14 protein-coding genes are annotated in these 17,021 nt (G+C 71.0%); 4 read left to right on the top strand and 10 right to left on the bottom strand.

All coding sequences use genetic code 11. The features are described from left to right. Positions 1–103 precede the first annotated feature (103 nt). A complete protein-coding gene (locus ACZ470_RS30540) occupies positions 104–1,369 on the bottom strand; it encodes a glycosyltransferase (RefSeq protein ID WP_468432414.1) in 1,266 nt (421 codons plus the stop codon). A 138-nt stretch (positions 1,370–1,507) separates the two neighbouring features. On the opposite strand from ACZ470_RS30540, the gene ACZ470_RS30535 reads away from it, so the two are divergent. Beyond that, on the top strand, positions 1,508–2,113 hold the full coding sequence (locus tag ACZ470_RS30535) for a YceI family protein (protein ID WP_468432412.1): 606 nt from the start codon (positions 1,508–1,510) through the stop codon (positions 2,111–2,113). 166 nt (positions 2,114–2,279) lie between these two features. Here the strand turns inward: ACZ470_RS30535 and ACZ470_RS30530 are convergent, their stop codons facing one another. The 5 genes from ACZ470_RS30530 to ACZ470_RS30510 form a co-directional block, all read right to left on the bottom strand. Further along, complete coding sequence (locus ACZ470_RS30530; protein WP_468432410.1) at positions 2,280–3,632, bottom strand: hypothetical protein; 1,353 nt, start codon at positions 3,630–3,632, stop codon at positions 2,280–2,282. Between the two features lie 92 nt (positions 3,633–3,724). Beyond that, the gene (gene cimA, locus ACZ470_RS30525; RefSeq protein ID WP_468432408.1) at positions 3,725–5,329 is read right to left on the bottom strand and encodes a citramalate synthase; all 1,605 of its coding nucleotides are present in this window, start codon (positions 5,327–5,329) and stop codon (positions 3,725–3,727) included. A gap of 369 nt (positions 5,330–5,698) precedes the next feature. Continuing rightward, complete coding sequence (locus ACZ470_RS30520) at positions 5,699–6,787, bottom strand: branched-chain amino acid aminotransferase (protein WP_468432406.1); 1,089 nt, start codon at positions 6,785–6,787, stop codon at positions 5,699–5,701. Positions 6,788–7,039: 252 nt separating this feature from the next. Beyond that, on the bottom strand, positions 7,040–8,083 hold the full coding sequence (locus tag ACZ470_RS30515; protein WP_468432404.1) for a 3-isopropylmalate dehydrogenase: 1,044 nt from the start codon (positions 8,081–8,083) through the stop codon (positions 7,040–7,042). Between the two features lie 67 nt (positions 8,084–8,150). Next, positions 8,151–8,282 carry a hypothetical protein gene (locus ACZ470_RS30510; RefSeq protein WP_468432403.1) on the bottom strand — a complete coding sequence of 44 codons (132 nt, stop codon included), beginning with the start codon at positions 8,280–8,282 and terminating at the stop codon, positions 8,151–8,153. 339 nt (positions 8,283–8,621) lie between these two features. On the opposite strand from ACZ470_RS30510, the gene ACZ470_RS30505 reads away from it, so the two are divergent. Further along, on the top strand, positions 8,622–8,828 hold the full coding sequence (locus tag ACZ470_RS30505; protein WP_468432401.1) for a DUF5988 family protein: 207 nt from the start codon (positions 8,622–8,624) through the stop codon (positions 8,826–8,828). Between the two features lie 84 nt (positions 8,829–8,912). Here the strand turns inward: ACZ470_RS30505 and pruA are convergent, their stop codons facing one another. Both pruA and ACZ470_RS30495 read right to left on the bottom strand, forming a co-directional pair. Further along, entirely contained in the window at positions 8,913–10,553 is a 1,641-nt protein-coding gene (gene pruA / locus ACZ470_RS30500; protein WP_468432399.1) for an L-glutamate gamma-semialdehyde dehydrogenase, read from the bottom strand. A 34-nt stretch (positions 10,554–10,587) separates the two neighbouring features. Next, positions 10,588–11,514, bottom strand: coding sequence for a proline dehydrogenase family protein (locus ACZ470_RS30495; RefSeq protein WP_468432397.1), 927 nt, complete (start codon positions 11,512–11,514; stop codon positions 10,588–10,590). Between the two features lie 138 nt (positions 11,515–11,652). Here ACZ470_RS30495 and ACZ470_RS30490 point away from each other — a divergent pair, with 138 nt between their 5' ends. Continuing rightward, positions 11,653–12,888, top strand: a complete 1,236-nt coding sequence (locus ACZ470_RS30490) for a PucR family transcriptional regulator (protein ID WP_468432396.1) — start codon at positions 11,653–11,655, stop codon at positions 12,886–12,888. On the opposite strand, the gene ACZ470_RS30485 is transcribed toward ACZ470_RS30490, so the two are convergent. Next, positions 12,869–13,453: a TetR/AcrR family transcriptional regulator gene (locus ACZ470_RS30485; RefSeq protein WP_468432394.1), complete on the bottom strand. Its 585-nt coding sequence runs from the start codon at positions 13,451–13,453 to the stop codon at positions 12,869–12,871. The genes ACZ470_RS30490 and ACZ470_RS30485 overlap by 20 nt on opposite strands. 84 nt (positions 13,454–13,537) lie before the next feature. Here ACZ470_RS30485 and ACZ470_RS30480 point away from each other — a divergent pair, with 84 nt between their 5' ends. Then, positions 13,538–15,085: an MFS transporter gene (locus tag ACZ470_RS30480; protein ID WP_468432393.1), complete on the top strand. Its 1,548-nt coding sequence runs from the start codon at positions 13,538–13,540 to the stop codon at positions 15,083–15,085. Between the two features lie 52 nt (positions 15,086–15,137). On the opposite strand, the gene serA is transcribed toward ACZ470_RS30480, so the two are convergent. Continuing rightward, a complete protein-coding gene (serA, locus tag ACZ470_RS30475; protein ID WP_468432391.1) occupies positions 15,138–16,727 on the bottom strand; it encodes a phosphoglycerate dehydrogenase in 1,590 nt (529 codons plus the stop codon). Positions 16,728–17,021 lie beyond the last annotated feature (294 nt).

Raw genomic sequence — 17,021 nt, 5'->3', positions numbered from 1 at the left:
TACCTCCCCCCCCCCCCCCCCCCCCCCCCCCCCCCCCCCCCCCCCCCCCCCCCCCCCCCCCCCCCCCCCCCCCCCCCCCCCCCCCCCCCCCCGAGCCGGTGGGTCAAGCGGTCCAGATCGGGAGGAGGTCCTCCTCGAGTACGCGGTCCCAGGTGGGGTGGGCGGTCCGGGACGTCTCCATGGCCCGGCGCCGTACCGCCTCCCGTGCGGCCGCACGCCCGACCAGCGGGTGCAGGGCGTCCGCCCACGCCACCGGGGAATCGGCCGGTACGACGATGCCGTCGAAACCCGGTGCGGCCAGCCACCGGGTGGTGTGCGCGCCCTCGGGCAGGACGACCGCCAGGCCGCACGCCATCGCCTCGGCGACGACGTTGCCGCTGGTCTCCGTACGGGAGGGGAAGGCGAAGATGTCGCAGCCCGCGTACACCCGTGCCAGCCGGTCCTGCGGAAGCGGCCCGAGCAGGGTGACATCCGGACCGAGCACACGGCGTACGGCGTTCTCCTCCGCGCCCGAACCCGCCATGACCAGGTGCGCGGCACCGCCCCGGGCGCGCAGCAGCCGGAAGCTCTCGGTCAGCAGCGGCACGCCCTTGCTGGCGTCCAGCCGGCCGGCGAACAGCACCAGCGGGCGGTCGGCCGGTACGCCGTGTTCGCGCGCCAGCCAGGGCCGCGCGGTGGGGTCGGGCCGGAAGAGGTCGTGGTCGACGCCCCGGCGCAGCAGGGCGACCCGGTGCGGGCCGAGGGTGCGGGCGAGCTCCGCGCGTCCTTCCGGGGTCGGGACGAGGACGCGTTCGCAGTGGTCCAGTTGCCGGTCCCGGCGTCGGCGCAGCGCGGTCTCGGCCCGGTCGGCGAGCAGGTCGTCCACGTGCGGATGGTGGCCCGGCAGCCATCGGCCGGCCAGATAGCGGGAGTAGACGGAGGCCAGCAGCGGTACGTCGGTGTGCACGGAGGCGATGAGCCGGGGCCGTCGGGCGTACCGCCGGGCCGCGCGGCGGTCGAGCCGTACGGCGGTGGCGGCGAAGGCGAAACTGTGGGTGAGGTGCCAGACGTCGTGGCGGGGCAGCAGGGCCGCGAGACGCGGGTGGTACGGCGCGAGGTCGCAGACGTCCTCCGCGCGGTCGGCGGACCGTGTGCCCGCCGAGCTGAGCACCGGCCGGAGCATGACGAGCCGGACGTGCGGGGACAGGGCTTCGACCCGTTCGCGCTCGCCCAGGAAGTAGACGGTCAGGTCGACGGGTGTGCCGCGGGAGTCGTCGGGCAGGCGCTCCGGTAGGCGGGCGGCACTCCACGCGAAGTGCTCCCAGCACTTCACCTGGCCGCCCGACGTATCTCGCCGCAGCAGCTCCACCAAGACCGCGACCGAGGGCACGATGGGCGAGTACCACTCGTTTCAGCGACTCAATCGGGACACGTCCGCCGAAGATGTTGAAACTTGAAGGGGAATAGGTCTACGGTGGGTCCTGTTGAGTTAGTTGAATCTTCAACGTGATCTCCTTGGAGGAACATCATGGGCATCTTCAACCGCAAGGGCAACGAGACCGCCACCGCCGCCGACACCGCGGTCACCCCCGACCTGGCCGCGCTGACCGGCGACTACACGATCGACCCCGCGCACAGCGCGTTCGGCTTCGTCGCCCGCCACGCCATGGTCACCAACGTCAAGGGCAGCTTCCAGGACTTCACCGGCACGCTGCACCTCGACGGCGCCGACCCGTCCCAGTCCACGGCCACCATCGACGTGGTGATGGAGAGCATCGAGACGGGCAACGCCGACCGTGACGGCCACCTGAAGAGCGCCGACTTCTTCAAGACGGACGAGTTCCCGACGATGACCTTCCGTTCCACCAAGGCGGAGGCCCTCGGCGGCGACGATTACCGCATCACCGGTGATCTGACCATCCTGGGCACCACTCGGCCGCTCACCATCGACCTGGAGTTCAACGGCGCCGCGAAGGACCCGTTCGGCAACGAGCGCGTGGGCTTCGAGGGCAAGGCGGAGATCCTGCGCTCCGAGTGGGGCCTGACCTGGAACGCGGCCCTGGAGACGGGTGGCGTGCTGATCTCCGACAAGATCAAGCTGAACTTCGACATCTCGGCGATCCGCAACGCCTGATCCGCCGCCGGCGCCGCCCGCGGCGCCCCCCGAGCGCGCCCGCCCCCCGACTCCCCCGTGCGGGAGGGCGGGCGCTCGGCGTGTCCGGACACGGTGCGGCGGTGGCGGGAGAGCCGTCTCAGCAGCCGCTCAGCAGCCAACCGCTCAGCAACCGCTCGGACGTCGCTCAGAAGCCGCCGCCGAAGTCCCCGCCCCCGCCGAAGTCGCCACCGCCGAAGCCTCCGCCGCCGAAACCACCGCCGAAGTCCCCGCCGTCGAAGTCCCCGCCCGAGACGTCACCGCCCCCGTAGCCGCCGAAGTCGCCGTAGCCGGCTCCGTAGTCGGCCGCGTAGGCGGGCCCGGCCATCATGCTGCCGAGCATGGTGCCGACGAGCAGGCCGGGCAGCATGCCGCCGCCGAAGTAGCCGCCGGCCCAGGGGCCGTAGGCGGGACCGGCGTCCCAGTAGGGCCGGCGCCCGTACTCGGTGTCGACCTCGCGGACGGCGGGATCGAGGCCGTCGGCCAGCCGTGCCCGGTCCGCCGCGCACACCGGCACCTCGCGCTCGGCGCCGCCCGGCGGCGTCCACACCTCGTCGGCCACCGAGGGGCCGTGGCGCGGGTCGAAGAAGCAGGGCGGGCGGCGTTCGGGCAGCGGCTGTCCCGTCCGCCGGGCCGCGAGGGTGGCGAGGGCGAAGCGGCCGTCCTCCACGGCCTGGGTCACGGCGCGGACGTCCTCCGGTTTGCGGGCCGCGGCCATGAACGACTTGGACCGCTCGTAGGAGTCCAGCGCGTGCTCGTAGTCCGCGCGCATCGCGTCGTCCGCACCGGGCTCGCCGGGATGGAAGTCGAGGCGGTCGAGTTCCTCGCCGAACGCGGTGATGTCCTCGTCGACCACCACCCGCAGCTTCTCCAGCGCGGCCCGCTGCTCCTCCTCGTGGCGCCGCCGGTTGCGCCGGACGAAGGCGTACGCGCCCGCGCCGCCCGCCGCCAGCACCGCTCCGACGGTGATCAGCCCGCCGACGGGGACGTCACCGCCGGACCCTTCGCTCCAGGAGCTGGGCCCGGTGCCGCCGGTGCTGCGCAGCGCGCTGTCGACGAAGTCGTTCAGCTGGGCCTTGGCGTCACCGGCGCCCTGCACGGAGGTGACCAGGTTCTGCACGCCCTGCCTGCTCAGCACACTGCTGTCGGCGCGGGCGTCGAACTCGTCACCGAGGCGGATGCCGTACAGACCCGTGACACCGGTCTCGGTGCGCAGGTTCTGGAAGAGGTTCTGCGTCGGATAGTCCGCCGGGAGGACCGCCACGAAGACCGGTTCGTCCGCGTCCTCGATCTTGTCGGCCAGGGCCTCGGCGTCGGACTCGGCCAGGATGTCCCGGGCCTCGGGATCGACGTAGACGGGGCTCTCGCGCAGGTGCTGGGCGATCTCCGAGAGGTCGGTGGCCGCGTGCGCCCCTGGCGCACCGACCATCAGGACCGCCAGGAGGGCGGCCACCGGCACGATCAGCAGGCGTACGAGGGTACGCGTCGTCGCGGCCTTCATACCTTCGAAGCTACCCGAATCAGGCCGGAAACGGACATCCGGGCGGCAGGGGCTTCGCTACCGCCCCCGCCGGGACCCGGGCGTACGGACTCCTACGCGGCCGGCTCCACGCCCGCCCGCAGCAGCCCGTAGGTGTAGGCGTCCTCCAGGGCCTGCCAGGACGCGGCGATGACGTTGTCCGCGACGCCCACCGTCGCCCACTCCGCCGCCCCGTCGGAGGTGGAGATCAGGACGCGGGTGGTGGACTGGGTGCCGTGCTTGCCCTCCAGGATGCGGACCTTGTAGTCGACCAGCTCCAGCTTGGCGAGCTGCGGATAGATCTTCTCCAGGGCGACGCGCAGGGCGCGGTCCAGGGCGTTGACGGGGCCGTTGCCCTCCGCGGTGGCGACGATGCGCTCGCTCTTGGCCCACAGCTTCACCGTGGCCTCGTTGGCGTGGGTGCCGTCGGGGCGGTCCTCGACGATCGCGCGCCAGGACTCGACGTCGAAGTACTTCAGCGGCCTGCCCTCGGCCTCCGCGCGGAGCAGCAGTTCGAACGAGGCGTCGGCGGCCTCGTACGTGTAGCCCTTGAGCTCGCGCTCCTTGACCCGCTCGACGACCCGGCCGACCAGTTCGCGGTCGCCGCCGAGGTCGATGCCCAGCTCCTTGCCCTTGAGCTCGATGGAGGCCCGGCCGGCCATGTCGGAGACCAGCATCCGCATGGTGTTGCCGACCTGCTCGGGGTCGATGTGCTGGTAGAGGTCCGGGTCGACCTTGATCGCGGAGGCGTGCAGTCCGGCCTTGTGCGCGAAGGCGGAGACACCGACGTACGGCTGGTGCGTGGACGGGGTGAGGTTGACGACCTCGGCGATGGCGTGGGAGATGCGGGTCATCTCGCGCAGCCGGCCCTCGGGCAGCACCCGCTTGCCGTACTTCAGCTCCAGGGCGGCCACGACGGGGAAGAGGTTGGCGTTGCCGACCCGCTCGCCGTACCCGTTGGCGGTGCACTGGACGTGGGTGGCGCCCGCGTCGACGGCGGCGAGGGTGTTGGCGACCGCGCAGCCGGTGTCGTCCTGGGCGTGGATGCCGAGCCGGGCGCCGGTGTCGGCGAGCACGGTGGAGACCACGGCCTGGATCTGCGCGGGGAGCATGCCGCCGTTGGTGTCGCACAGGACGACCACGTCGGCGCCGGCCTCGGCGGCGGCGCGCACGACCGCCTTCGCGTACTCGGGGTTGGCGCGGTAGCCGTCGAAGAAGTGCTCGCAGTCGACGAAGACCCGGCGGCCCTCCCCCTTGAGGAAGGACACCGTGTCGCGGACCATCTCCAGGTTCTCGTCGAGGGTGGTGCGCAGGGCCAGCTCGACATGGCGGTCATGGGACTTGGCGACCAGGGTGATCACCTGGGCGCCGGAGTCGAGGAGCGCCCTGACCTGCGGGTCCTTCGCGGCGGTGGTGCCGGCGCGACGGGTGGCGCCGAAGGCGACCAGCTTCGCGTGCCGGAAGTCGATCTCCTGCTGGGCGCGGGCGAAGAACTCGGTGTCCCGCGGGTTCGCGCCGGGCCAGCCGCCCTCGATGAAGCCGACGCCGAACTCGTCCAGGTGCCGTGCGATGGCGAGCTTGTCGGCGACCGTGAGGTTGATGCCCTCACGCTGTGCGCCGTCGCGCAGGGTGGTGTCGAAGACGTGGAACGAGTCGTCGGGCTCGCTGGTTGCGGTCATGGTCTGAAGGCTCCTGAGTTGATCTCGGTCTACCGGAATGACCGGTTCCACCGTTCCCCCATGGTCCCTCGCGCCGGCTCCCCGGCTGCGGGTGGGCCAGGAAACAGAAAAACCTCTCGCGGGTGCGAGAGGTCTGCGCGCGGGTCGAGGACGACGGTGTCCGCCCGTACGGTGTCGTACGTGCGGTCACTGCGGACCGGCGCGCCTGCTGCCAATAATCGTGGCGAACGAGAGCACGGGGGCAGTTTGGCACAACCCGCCCCCGTGCTCACGATCCGTCTCAGGATGCGGGCGCTGGGTGTTCACGCCGTCGAAAAGGCCGCCCCCGGCACGGAGTCGGGGGCGGCCTGACGGAGAGGGTGGGGGCGCTCAGCCGAGCGGGTGCATCCAGCCGTGCTTGTCCTCGGCGGTGCCGCGCTGGATGTCGAGGAGGGCCTGGCGCAGCCGGAGGGTGACCTCGCCGGGCTCGCCGCCGCTCTGCCGCCACTCGGCTCCGGCCCGCTTGACGGTGCCGACCGGGGTGATGACGGCCGCCGTGCCGCAGGCGAAGACCTCGGTGAGGCTGCCGTTCTCCGAGTCGCGCTGCCACTGCTCGACCGAGACGCGCTCCTCGACGGCCTCGTAGCCGAGGTCGCGGGCGACGCCCAGCAGGGAGTCACGGGTGACGCCCTCCAGGATGGAGCCGCTCAGCGTGGGCGTGACGATCTTGTCGCCGTAGACGAAGTACAGGTTCATGCCGCCCAGTTCCTCGACCCACTGGTGCTCCACGGCGTCGAGGTAGCAGACCTGGTCGCAGCCCTTGGTGGCGGCCTCGGCCTGGGCGAGCAGGGAGGCCGCGTAGTTGCCGCCGGTCTTGGCGTCGCCCATGCCGCCGGGAACGGCCCGGACCCGGTCCTCGGAGACCCAGATGGAGACGGGCTTCACGCCACCGGGGAAGTAGGCGCCGGCCGGGGAGGCGATGACCAGGAACAGGTATTCGTTGGCGGGCTTCACGCCCAGCCCGACCTCGGTGGCGATCATGAACGGGCGCAGGTAGAGGGACTCCTCGCCGCCGTGCGCCGGCACCCATGCCTTGTCCTGCGTGACGAGGGCGTCGCACGCCTCGATGAAGGTCTCGACCGGGAGTTCGGGCATGGCCAGGCGGCGGGCGGAGCGCTGGAAGCGCTCGGCGTTCTTCTCGGGACGGAAGGTGGCGACGGACCCGTCGGGCTGACGGTAGGCCTTCAGGCCCTCGAAGATCTCCTGCGCGTAGTGCAGGACGGTGGTCGCGGGGTCGAGGGAGATCGGCGCGTACGGGACGAGCTGGCCGTCGTGCCAGCCGCGACCCTCGGTCCACTTGATGGTCACCATGTGATCGGTGAAGTGGCGGCCGAATCCGGGGCTGGCCAGGATCGCCTCCCGCTCTGCGTCCGAGAGCGGATGGGCCGAGGGCTTGAGCTCGATCGTGGGCGTCGTCATGAGTGGTTGTCCTTCACCGGTTGTAGTGACGGGCCGCGTCACACGCCCGTACGGCCGGTGGCCAGTACTAGGACGTCCGAGCATTCCCTCATTCCGCGGCTCCGCGTTCGATTATCGCCCGGAGGCGACGGCGGAAGAAACAGGGTGAATGCGGCCCGGTGGTCGATGGTGGCACCCGGCGGGGACAGGGGGAAGCCGCCGGGTGCTGTTGCGACCCGGCGGCTTCGAGTGTTCTCGAGGGAGTGCGCCGGGTCAGCCGGCTACTCGTGCGGCGAGCGCGTCGCCGATCTCCGAGGTGCTGCGGGCGGGCAGGCCACCGCGCTCCGCGAGGTCGGCGGAGACGGCGTCCTCGATGCGGTCGGCCTCGGCGTCGTGGCCGAGGTGACGCAGCAGGAGGGCGACGGACAGGACCGTGGCGCTGGGGTCGGCCTTGCCCTGGCCGGCGATGTCCGGGGCCGAGCCGTGCACGGGCTCGAACATCGACGGGTACACGCGGTCCGGGTTGATGTTGCCGGAGGCCGCGACGCCGATACCGCCGGAGACGGCAGCGGCGAGGTCGGTGATGATGTCGCCGAAGAGGTTGTCGGTGACGATGACGTCGAAGCGGGCCGGGTCGGTCACCAGGTAGATGGTCGCGGCGTCGACGTGGATGTAGTCGGTGGTGACCTCGGGGTACTCCTCGGCCACCTTGTTGAAGATGTTCGTCCAGAGGTGGCCGGCGAAGGTCAGCACGTTGTTCTTGTGGACCAGCGTGAGCTTCTTGCGCGGGCGGGCCTGGGCGCGGGCGAAGGCGTCGCGGACCACGCGCTCCACACCGAAGGCCGTGTTCACGGAGACCTCGGTGGCGACCTCGTGCGGCGTGCCCGTGCGGATGGTGCCGCCGTTGCCCGTGTACGGGCCCTCGGTGCCCTCGCGCACGACGACGAAGTCGATCTCCGGCTGGCCGGCGAGCGGGGTGGCCACGCCGGGCAGGAGCTTGCTGGGCCGCAGGTTGACGTGGTGGTCGAAGGCGAAGCGGAGCTTGAGCAGGAAGCCGCGCTCGAGGACGCCGGAGGGGACCGAGGGGTCCCCGATGGCGCCGAGCAGGATGGCGTCGTGCCGCTTCAGTTCGGCGAGGTCGGCCTCGGTGAGGGTCTCACCGGTGGCGTGGTAGCGCTTGGCGCCGAAGTCGTACTCCTTGGTCTCCAGCTTCACATCCTGCGGAAGGACGGCGGAGAGGACCTTGAGACCTTCGGCCACGACCTCCTGGCCGATGCCGTCACCGGGGATCACTGCGAGATTGATGCTGCGAGACATGCGGGCACCCTACTCCTCGTCCCACGGGATGACATACGGCGTCCGCCATACGGACGCCGTCGGCGCGTCAGTGACCGGTCGAGCCGCCGTTGTCCCTGCGGTCCAGGGCGCGCTGGAGCGCGGCTGCGGCGTTCTTGCGGTCGGCTTCGGTGGTGCGGGAGATGTGACGGACGCGGCGGCGGAGGGTCGTCTCGGCCATGGGTCATCGACTCCTTCGGCATACGTGGAGTACGGAAAGGGGGTGACGAGAGGTGACGCGATGCCGGAGGGGGCGGGGAGCGGCGGGCCGCAGGGGTTGCCTGCACGGGGCCCGGCTCACGACCGCCATTCGCTTGATCGAGCGAGTCGTTCGGCTCCTACAAAGCTAAGGGAGCCCGGCACTTCTGTCTGCACAATTACTCGGACTTCCTACTATCTGAGACGGCGGAGGCATCTCGGCCTCCGCAACGCTCCGTCCGAGTGGGACGGTGCGTCATGGCGTGCCCTGCCCGGTATGAGTCAGTCACCGAGACGGACGAGACGGAAGAACGGTGAGGCCATGAACGACACGCCGAAAGTGTTCCTCGAGGGCGGCCCGGACGAACTGCCGGAACGCATCGTCCCGGCCCCGTCCCCGGGGCCGGACGCGAAGATCAAGTACCGCAACGGCTTCGAACACTTCAGGCCGACGTCGCGCCAGGCGGACACACCTGAAGGCAGGCTCCCCGTGTACGAGTGGTGGGAGCGGACGGAAATGCCGGGCTAGCACCCCGTCCGGCGGAATGGAAACCGCCCCCGATCCGGAGGGGGGTTCCGAATCGGGGGCGGAGCTCACGGTGGAGCGTGGGCGTCAGCCCATGTGCGGGTACGTGTAGTCGGTCGGCGGGACCAGCGTCTCCTTGATGGCGCGGGTCAGGGTCCAGCGCATCAGGTTCTGCGGGGCGCCGGCCTTGTCGTTGGTGCCGGAGGCACGGCCGCCGCCGAAGGGCTGCTGGCCGACGACGGCACCGGTCGACTTGTCGTTGATGTAGAAGTTGCCGGCCGCGTAGCGCAGCTTCTCCATCGTGTACGCCGCCGCCGCGCGGTCGTTGGAGATGACCGAGCCGGTGAGGGCGTAGTCGGACACCGACTCCATCTGGGTCAGCATCTCGTCGTACTTTTCGGCCGTGCTGTCGTCGTAGACGTGCACGGCGAGGATCGGGCCGAAGTACTCGGTGCGGAACACCTCGTTCTCCGGGTCGTCGCACTCGATGACGGTCGGGCGGACGAAGTAGCCGACCGAGTCGTCGTAGGAGCCGCCCGCGACGATCGTGCAGGACGGGTCCGCCTTGGCACGGTCGATGGCGGCCTTGTTCTTCGCGAAGGACCGCTCGTCGATGACGGCGCCGACGAAGTTCGACAGGTCGGTGACGTCACCCATGGTGATGTAGTCGACCTCGGCGGCGAACTCCTCCTTGAAGCCGTCGTTCCAGATCGACGCCGGGATGTACGCGCGCGAGGTGGCGCTGCACTTCTGGCCCTGGTACTCGAAGGCACCGCGGGTCAGGGCGGTCTTGAGGACCGCGCGGTCGGCGCTCGGGTGGGCGACCAGGAAGTCCTTGCCGCCGGTCTCGCCGACCAGGCGGGGGTAGGTGCGGTACTTCTCGATGTTCTGGCCGACCGTCTTCCACAGGTGCTGGAAGGTCTTCGTCGAACCGGTGAAGTGGATGCCGGCCAGGTCCCGGTGGACCAGGGCGACCTTGGAGACCTCGATGCCGTCGCCGGTGACGAGGTTGATGACGCCCTTGGGCAGACCGGCCTCCTCCAGCAGCTGCATCAGCAGCACGGCGGCGTGGGTCTGGGTCGGCGACGGCTTCCAGACCACCACGTTGCCCATGAGGGCCGGCGCGGTGGGCAGGTTGGCGGCGATCGCGCTGAAGTTGAACGGCGTGATCGCGTAGACGAAGCCCTCCAGCGGGCGGTGGTCGAGGCGGTTCCACACACCCGGGGAGTTGGCCGGGGGCTGCTCGGCGAGGATGCCGCGCGCGTAGTGGACGTTGAAGCGCCAGAAGTCGACCAGCTCACAGGGGCTGTCGATCTCGGCCTGCTGGGCGGTCTTGGACTGGCCCAGCATGGTGGAGGCGGCGATGGTCTCGCGCCAGGGGCCGGCCAGCAGCTCGGCGGCGCGCAGGATGATCGCCGCGCGGTCGTCGAAGGACATCGCGCGCCAGGCGGGCGCGGCGGCGAGGGCCGCGTCGATCGCGTCCTGGGCGTCCTGCTGGGTGGCGTTGGCGTAGGTGCCCAGGCGGGCCTTGTGGTTGTGCGGCTGCACGACGTCGAAGCGCTCGCCGCCGCCCATCCGCTTCTCGCCGCCGATGGTGCAGGGCAGGTCGATCGGGTTGTCGGCCAGCTCCTTGAGCTTGGCCTCCAGCCGGGCGCGCTCGGGCGTACCGGGGGCGTAGCCGTGCACCGGCTCGTTGACGGGGGTGGGGACCTGGGTCACAGCGTCCATGGGTTCCGTAACTCCTTATCTGAGCGGTGTGGTGTCAGCCCTTGGTGATCATGCTGCGGGCGAAGAACCGGAGGTTGGCCGGCTTCTCCGCCAGGCGCCGCATGAAGTAGCCGTACCAGTCGGTGCCGTAGGCCGTGTAGACGCGCATGCGGTGGCCCTCGGCGGCCAGTCGCAGGTGCTCGTCGCTGCGGATGCCGTAGAGCATCTGGAACTCGTACTCGTCGAGCTTGCGGCCGGCGGTGCGGGCCAGTTCCTGGGTGATGGAGATCAGGCGCGGGTCGTGGGACCCGATCATCGGGTAGCCCTCGCCCTCCATCAGCGTCCGCAGGATGCGCACGTACGCCTTGTCGATCTCGTGCTTCTGCTGGTAGGCGACCTCGGCGGGCTCCTTGTAGGCGCCCTTCACCAACCGTACGCGACTGCCGGCCGCGGCGAGGCGGCGCGCGTCCTCCTCGGTGCGGAAGAGGTAGGCCTGGATGACGCAGCCCGTCTGCGGGACGTCCTTCCGCAGCTCCTCGTGGATGGCGAACATCGAGTCGAGGGTGGTGTGGTCCTCTGCGTCCAGCGTGACGGTGGTGCCGATCTCCGCGGCGGCCTCGACGACCGGGCGGACGTTGGCGAGGGCCAGCTCGTGGCCTCCGGGGAGGGCCTGGCCGAACATCGACAGCTTCACCGACATCTCGGCGCGGGTGCCGAGCTCCAGCGGCTTCAGCCGGTCGATCAGCTCCAGGTAGGCGTCGCGGGCGGCGGCGGCCTGCTCGGGGGTGGTGATGTCCTCGCCGACGACGTCCATGGTGAGTTCCAGGCCGTTGCCGGTGAGCTCCTGGATGATCGGCAGGATCTCGTCGACGGTCTCACCGGGGATGAAGCGGTCGACGACCTGCTTGCTCACCGGGGCCGCCGAGATCAGGCGTCGCATCCGGTCGCTGCGCGACGCGGCGAGAATCACGGGACCCAGCACGGGGCACCTCCACAAGCTGCATGAGGCCGTCACCCGACCATTCGGGTACGGCACGGAGAACCACCGTGAAACCTAAGGATGACCCCGATCGTGGGCCATCGACAGCTGTCACGCATCCACGCGGCAGATCTCAGACAGATGTATGAAGGCTCCGGGATTTTGGGGCAGAATGCCCGGGTGACGTCGGAATACAGGGATGACTACCAGGAGCTGGTGGACGAGATCTCGGAGCTGCTCGGCGCTCCGGCGACCCTGGAGAACCGGGATTTCGAGCTGATCGCCTTCGGGGCGTACGACAGCGAGGGCGACCTCGACCCGTCCGCGCTGGACCCGGTGCGCACCCGATCGATCCTGACCCGCCGCTCGACGGCCGCCGTCCGCGCCTGGTTCGAGGGCTTCGGCATCACCCGGGCGACCGGCCCGGTCCGCATCCCGCGCACCCCCGAGGCGGGCGTGCACCGGGGACGCGTCTGTCTGCCGGTACGCCATCGGGGTGTCGTCCTCGGATACGTCTGGCTGCTCGACTACGACCCCGGCCCGTCCGAGCGGCAGCTGGACGCGGCCATGCGGGTGACGGCCCGGATCGGGGCGCTGCTCGCCGACGAGGCGCAGCACGGCGCCGACCTCACCCGTGAACTGCGGGCGGTGCTGACGGCCGAACGGGACTGGCAGCGGGACATGGCCGTCGCGGAGCTGCGCACCGCGCTCGGTACCCGCGCGGACGGTCTGCACACGGCGGTCTGCATCGCCCCGTGGCCCTCCGCCGACCCGGACGACGCCCCGTCGGTCCGTACGGTGCCGGGGGCGACGGCGCTGTGCACGCTGCCGTGGGGCGCCACCGGTCTGTCCCTGGCGCTGCTGCTGCGGCTGCGCTCGACGGACGTCCTCGCCCCGGCGACGACGGCGGCCTCCCGGCTGCTCGAGCGGGCCGGCGCGACCGGTCCGGGGCGCCGGGGCGGGCCCCCGGTGGCCGCCGGGATCGCCGCGCCCCGCGCGGGGCTGGCCGAACTGGGCGCGGCCTGGGAGGAGGCGTCGGCGGCGGCGCGGGCGGCGCTGGCCGAACCCCGGCTCGGACCGGTCGCCCTGTGGGGGTCGATCGGCCCCTTCCGCCTGCTGACCGCGCTGCCCCCGGGGGCCGCCCACGACCCGGTCGTCAGCCCCCTGCTCTCCCCCGCGCAGGCCGAACTGGCCCGCACCGCCGAGGTCTACCTCGACTGCGCGGGCCAGGCCGGCCGCACGGCCGCCGAGCTGGGCATCCACCGCCAGACCCTGTACTACCGCCTGTCCCGCATCGAACAGCTCACGGGCCTGGACCTGGACGACGGCGAGGACCGGCTGCTGCTGCACATGACGCTCAAGGCGCACCGTCTGTAGCGGCGGCCTCGATCACCCGGCGCAAGCCGGCCGTCAGCTGCTCGCTGCTGGGCGCGGACTTCGGGTCGAAGGTCCACTGGGCGATGAGACCGGTCATCAGGGTCACGTAGAACATGCCGAGGGTGTCCGCGGTCTCGTCGGAGACGTCCTCCTCACGGCCGCCCATCAGCAGCGGGATCAGTCCGCGCCCGGCCTCCCGCTGGGCCGACGCCAGATGGTCGCGGACCTCGGGCAGCCGGTCGCCGAACGCGAGGGCCTCCATGCTGAGCCGCCAGACCGAGCCGGGCTCCTTCATGGTGTCGATGATGTTCGACCAGGTCTGCTGGAAGCGTTCGAGGGAGCCGGGCTCGGTGTCGTCCACCTTGCCCTCGAAGGCGTCGCCCGTGTCCGCCACCAGCGCGATGTAGGCCTGGGCGAGCAGCGCGTCCTTGGACCCGTAGTGGTAGCCGATGGACGCCAGGTTGGTCCCCGACTCCTTGACGATGTCACGCGCCGTCGTGCGCACGAAGCCCTTGGCCAGCAGGCAGCGCTTGGCGCCCTCGAGCAGATCCTCACGGTGTCCCATGGCGCCACCCTACCCGCGCTTCCATACGCCCGTCTTATACGGCCGTTCTAGACAAGCGTATAAGACGTGCGTACAGTCCCGGGCATGACGACGAAACCGCCCCGCGCCGGCCGCCGTGAGTGGACCGCGCTCGCTGTGCTGATGCTTCCGCTGCTGCTGGTCTCGATGGACGTCTCGGTCCTCTACTTCGCGATCCCCGAGATCAGCGCGGACCTGGAACCCAGCGGCACGCAGCAGCTGTGGATCTTCGACATCTACGCGTTCGCCGTGGCGGGCCTCTTGATCACCATGGGCTCGGTGGGCGACCGGATCGGCCGCCGCAGGCTGCTGCTGATCGGCGCCGCCGCGTTCGGCGCCGCCTCCCTGGTGGCGGCGTACGCGCACAGCGCCGAGACCCTGATCGCGGCCCGCGCGCTGCTCGGCATCGGTGGTGCCACCCTGATGCCCTCCACACTGGCCCTGGTGCGCTCGCTCTTCCTGGATCCCGCGCAGCGGGCGAAGGCGATCGCGATCTGGTCCGCCGTGATGACGGCGGGCGTGGCGCTCGGCTCGGTGCTGAGCGGGTTGCTGGTGGAGTTCTTCTGGTGGGGCTCGGTCTTCCTGGTGAACCTGCCGGCGATGGCCCTGCTGCTGGTCCTCGGCCCGGTCCTGCTGCCGGAGTCCAAGGACCCCGATCCGGGTCGCTTCGACTGGCCGAGCGTCCCGCTGTCCATGGCCGCCGTGCTGCCGGTCATCTACGGCCTGAAGGAGATCCCGTCCGAGGGCTGGAACGTGCGGTACGTCGTGTCGGTCACCGTCGGCCTGCTCTTCGCGGCCCTGTTCGTGCACCGGCAGCGGACGGCCGCCTCCCCGATGATCTCCCCGGCCCTGTTCCGCGGTCGCGGCTTCGGCCCGGCCGCCGCCCTCAACCTGGTCACCATGTTCGGGATGATGGGCTCCGCGTTCTTCACCACGCAGTACCTCCAGTCGGTGCTCGACAAGAGCGCTCTGGAGGCGGCCCTGTGGGCGCTGGTGCCGTCGGTGCCCATCGGCTTCGCGGCACCGTTCGCGACCCATCTGGTGCAGAAGGGCGTCAACCGCGCCCACGTGGTGACGGCGGGCTTCGCCACCGCCGTGTGCGGTTACGTACTGCTGTCGTTCGTGGGCACGGACTCCCTGGTGCTCGTCCTGGTCGCCTGCGGTGTGCTCGCCATGGGCGTCACCACGGTGATGTCCCAGATCATGGACCTCGCGCTGGGCGCCGCTCCGGTGGAACGCGCGGGCTCCGCCTCGTCCCTGATGGAGACCGGCGCCGAGTTCGGCGGGGCGCTGGGCATGGCGTTCCTCGGCTCCATCGGCACCGCCGTCTATCGGAACGAGATGCCGGACTCCGCTCCGGCGGCGGCCCACGAGACGCTGGGCGGCGCGCTGGCCGTCGCCGAGCGGCTGCCGGGGCAGGCGGGAGACGCCCTGGCGACGGCGGCTCGGGAGGCCTTCACACAGGGGATGAACGCGGCGGCGATCGCGGGTGCCGCGGTGTTCGCCGGGGCGGCGGTCCTGGCGTCGGTGACGCTGCGCCGGGTGCGGGTGCGTCCGGAAGCGCCCACGGAAAACGCCGGACAGGCTGACTCACTCAGCCCGTCCGGCGTTTGAGGACGAGCCCGTTCAGGGCGAACGGGGGACCGGGGGCAGAGCCCCCGGACTCTCAGACCAGGTTGACGGAGCGGGCGGACGTCGCACCGATCTCCGCGGCGAGCTCGCCGAGAACGCCCGCGGACACCGTGTCGTCGACCGTCAGCACGGCGAGCGCCTCGCCGCCGACCGTCGCCCGGGCGACCTGCATGCCGGCGATGTTGATGCCCGCCTCGCCGAGGATGCGGCCCACTGTGCCGACGACACCCGGGCGGTCCTCGTAGCGCAGGACGACCATGTGGTCGGCGAGCGCGAGGTCGACGTCGTACTCGCCGACCGCGACGATCTTCTGGACGTGCTTGGGACCGGCCAGCGTGCCGGAGACCGAGATCTCCTCGCCGCCCGAGAGCGTGCCGCGCACGGTGACCACGTTGCGGTGGTCGGCCGACTCGGAGCTGGTGGTCAGCCGGACCTCGACACCGCGCTCCTGGGCGAACAGCGGGGCGTTGACGTAGGACACCGTCTCGTCGACGACGTCCTCGAAGACGCCCTTGAGCGCGGAGAGTTCGAGGACCTTCACGTCGTGCTGGGTGATCTCGCCGTACACCTCGACGTCGAGGCGGACCGCGACCTCGCCCGCGAGCGCGGTGAAGATGCGGCCGAGGCGCTCGGCGAGCGGCAGACCCGGCTTGACGTCCTCGGCGATGACACCGCCCTGCACGTTCACCGCGTCCGGGACCAGCTCACCGGCGAGCGCGAGACGCACCGAGCGGGCGACGGCGATACCGGCCTTCTCCTGCGCCTCGTCCGTGGAGGCACCGAGGTGCGGGGTGCAGACGACCTGGTCGAACTCGAACAGCGGGGAGTCGGTGCACGGCTCCTTGGCGTACACGTCGAGGCCGGCGCCGGCGACGCGGCCCTCCTTGAGCGCCGAGTACAGCGCCTCCTCGTCGACGATGCCGCCGCGCGCGGCGTTGATGACGCGCACGCTCGGCTTGACCTTGCGCAGCGCCTCGTCGCCGATGAGGCCGAGGGTCTCGGGGGTCTTGGGGAGGTGGACGGTGATGAAGTCGGAGACCTCGAGCAGCTCGTCCAGCGACACCACCTTGACGCCCATCTGCGCGGCCCGCGCGGGCTGTACGTAGGGGTCGTAGGCGACGACCTTCATGCCGAAGGCGGACATGCGCTGCGCGACGAGGGCGCCGATCCGCCCCAGACCCACGACACCGAGGGTCTTCTCGGCGAGCTCGACGCCCGTGTACTTGCTCCGCTTCCACTCGCCGTTCTTCAGCGCGGCGTTGGCCTGCGGGATGTTGCGCGCGGTGGCGACGATCAGACCGCAGGCGAGTTCGGCGGCGGTCACGATGTTCGAGGTGGGGGCGTTGACGACCATCACGCCGGCCTTGGTGGCGGCCGAGACGTCGACGTTGTCCAGGCCGACGCCGGCGCGGGCGACGACCTTGAGCCGGTTCGCGGCGGCGATCGCCTCGGCGTCGACCTTGGTGGCCGAGCGGATCAGGATCGCGTCCACCTCGGCGATGGCCGGGAGCAGCTCGGCACGGTCCGCGCCGTTGCAGTGGCGGATCTCGAAGTCCGGGCCGAGGGCGTCGACGGTGGCGGGCGACAGCTCTTCAGCGATGAGTACGACGGGTTTCGAGCTCACGTGAGTCCTCACAAGTCCAATGCGGACGGCCGTCCCGACGGCCGCAGGCGGTGAAGAAGTGCTAGCCGCGTGGAAGACGCACGACGCTGTGGGCCTGACGCGTTTGTTGTACAGCAGTCTAGTGGCGCGGGGCGGGTCGTCTTGCGCCTCCGCGGATTGATCACCCGGAAGAGGCGGTGGGGAGAATCAGCCCCTCCGGCGATTGAGGAGCGGGGTCCGGGGCGGAGCCCCGGGGGGGGGGGCGGGAAAAAAACAGAAACCCCCAAAGGGACAAAAACCATGCCCCCCCCCCCC

The sequence above is a fragment of the Streptomyces sp. NPDC031111 genome (assembly GCF_055570675.1).
Note: the sequence above shows the minus strand (reverse complement) of the source record. Positions and strands in the feature narration are given on the sequence as shown.

Bases quoted from the DNA above. Each gene is read 5' to 3' on its own strand.
- ACZ470_RS30535 (WP_468432412.1), top strand. From the start codon at position 1,508: ATGGGCATCTTCAACCGCAAGGGCAACGAGACCGCCACCGCCGCCGAC.
- ACZ470_RS30530 (WP_468432410.1), bottom strand. From the start codon at position 3,632: ATGAAGGCCGCGACGACGCGTACCCTCGTACGCCTGCTGATCGTGCCG.
- cimA (WP_468432408.1), bottom strand. From the start codon at position 5,329: ATGACCGCAACCAGCGAGCCCGACGACTCGTTCCACGTCTTCGACACC.
- ACZ470_RS30520 (WP_468432406.1), bottom strand. From the start codon at position 6,787: ATGACGACGCCCACGATCGAGCTCAAGCCCTCGGCCCATCCGCTCTCG.
- ACZ470_RS30515 (WP_468432404.1), bottom strand. From the start codon at position 8,083: ATGTCTCGCAGCATCAATCTCGCAGTGATCCCCGGTGACGGCATCGGC.
- ACZ470_RS30510 (WP_468432403.1), bottom strand. From the start codon at position 8,282: ATGGCCGAGACGACCCTCCGCCGCCGCGTCCGTCACATCTCCCGCACC.
- ACZ470_RS30505 (WP_468432401.1), top strand. From the start codon at position 8,622: ATGAACGACACGCCGAAAGTGTTCCTCGAGGGCGGCCCGGACGAACTG.
- pruA (WP_468432399.1), bottom strand. From the start codon at position 10,553: ATGGACGCTGTGACCCAGGTCCCCACCCCCGTCAACGAGCCGGTGCAC.
- ACZ470_RS30490 (WP_468432396.1), top strand. From the start codon at position 11,653: ATGTATGAAGGCTCCGGGATTTTGGGGCAGAATGCCCGGGTGACGTCG.
- ACZ470_RS30485 (WP_468432394.1), bottom strand. From the start codon at position 13,453: ATGGGACACCGTGAGGATCTGCTCGAGGGCGCCAAGCGCTGCCTGCTG.
- ACZ470_RS30480 (WP_468432393.1), top strand. From the start codon at position 13,538: ATGACGACGAAACCGCCCCGCGCCGGCCGCCGTGAGTGGACCGCGCTC.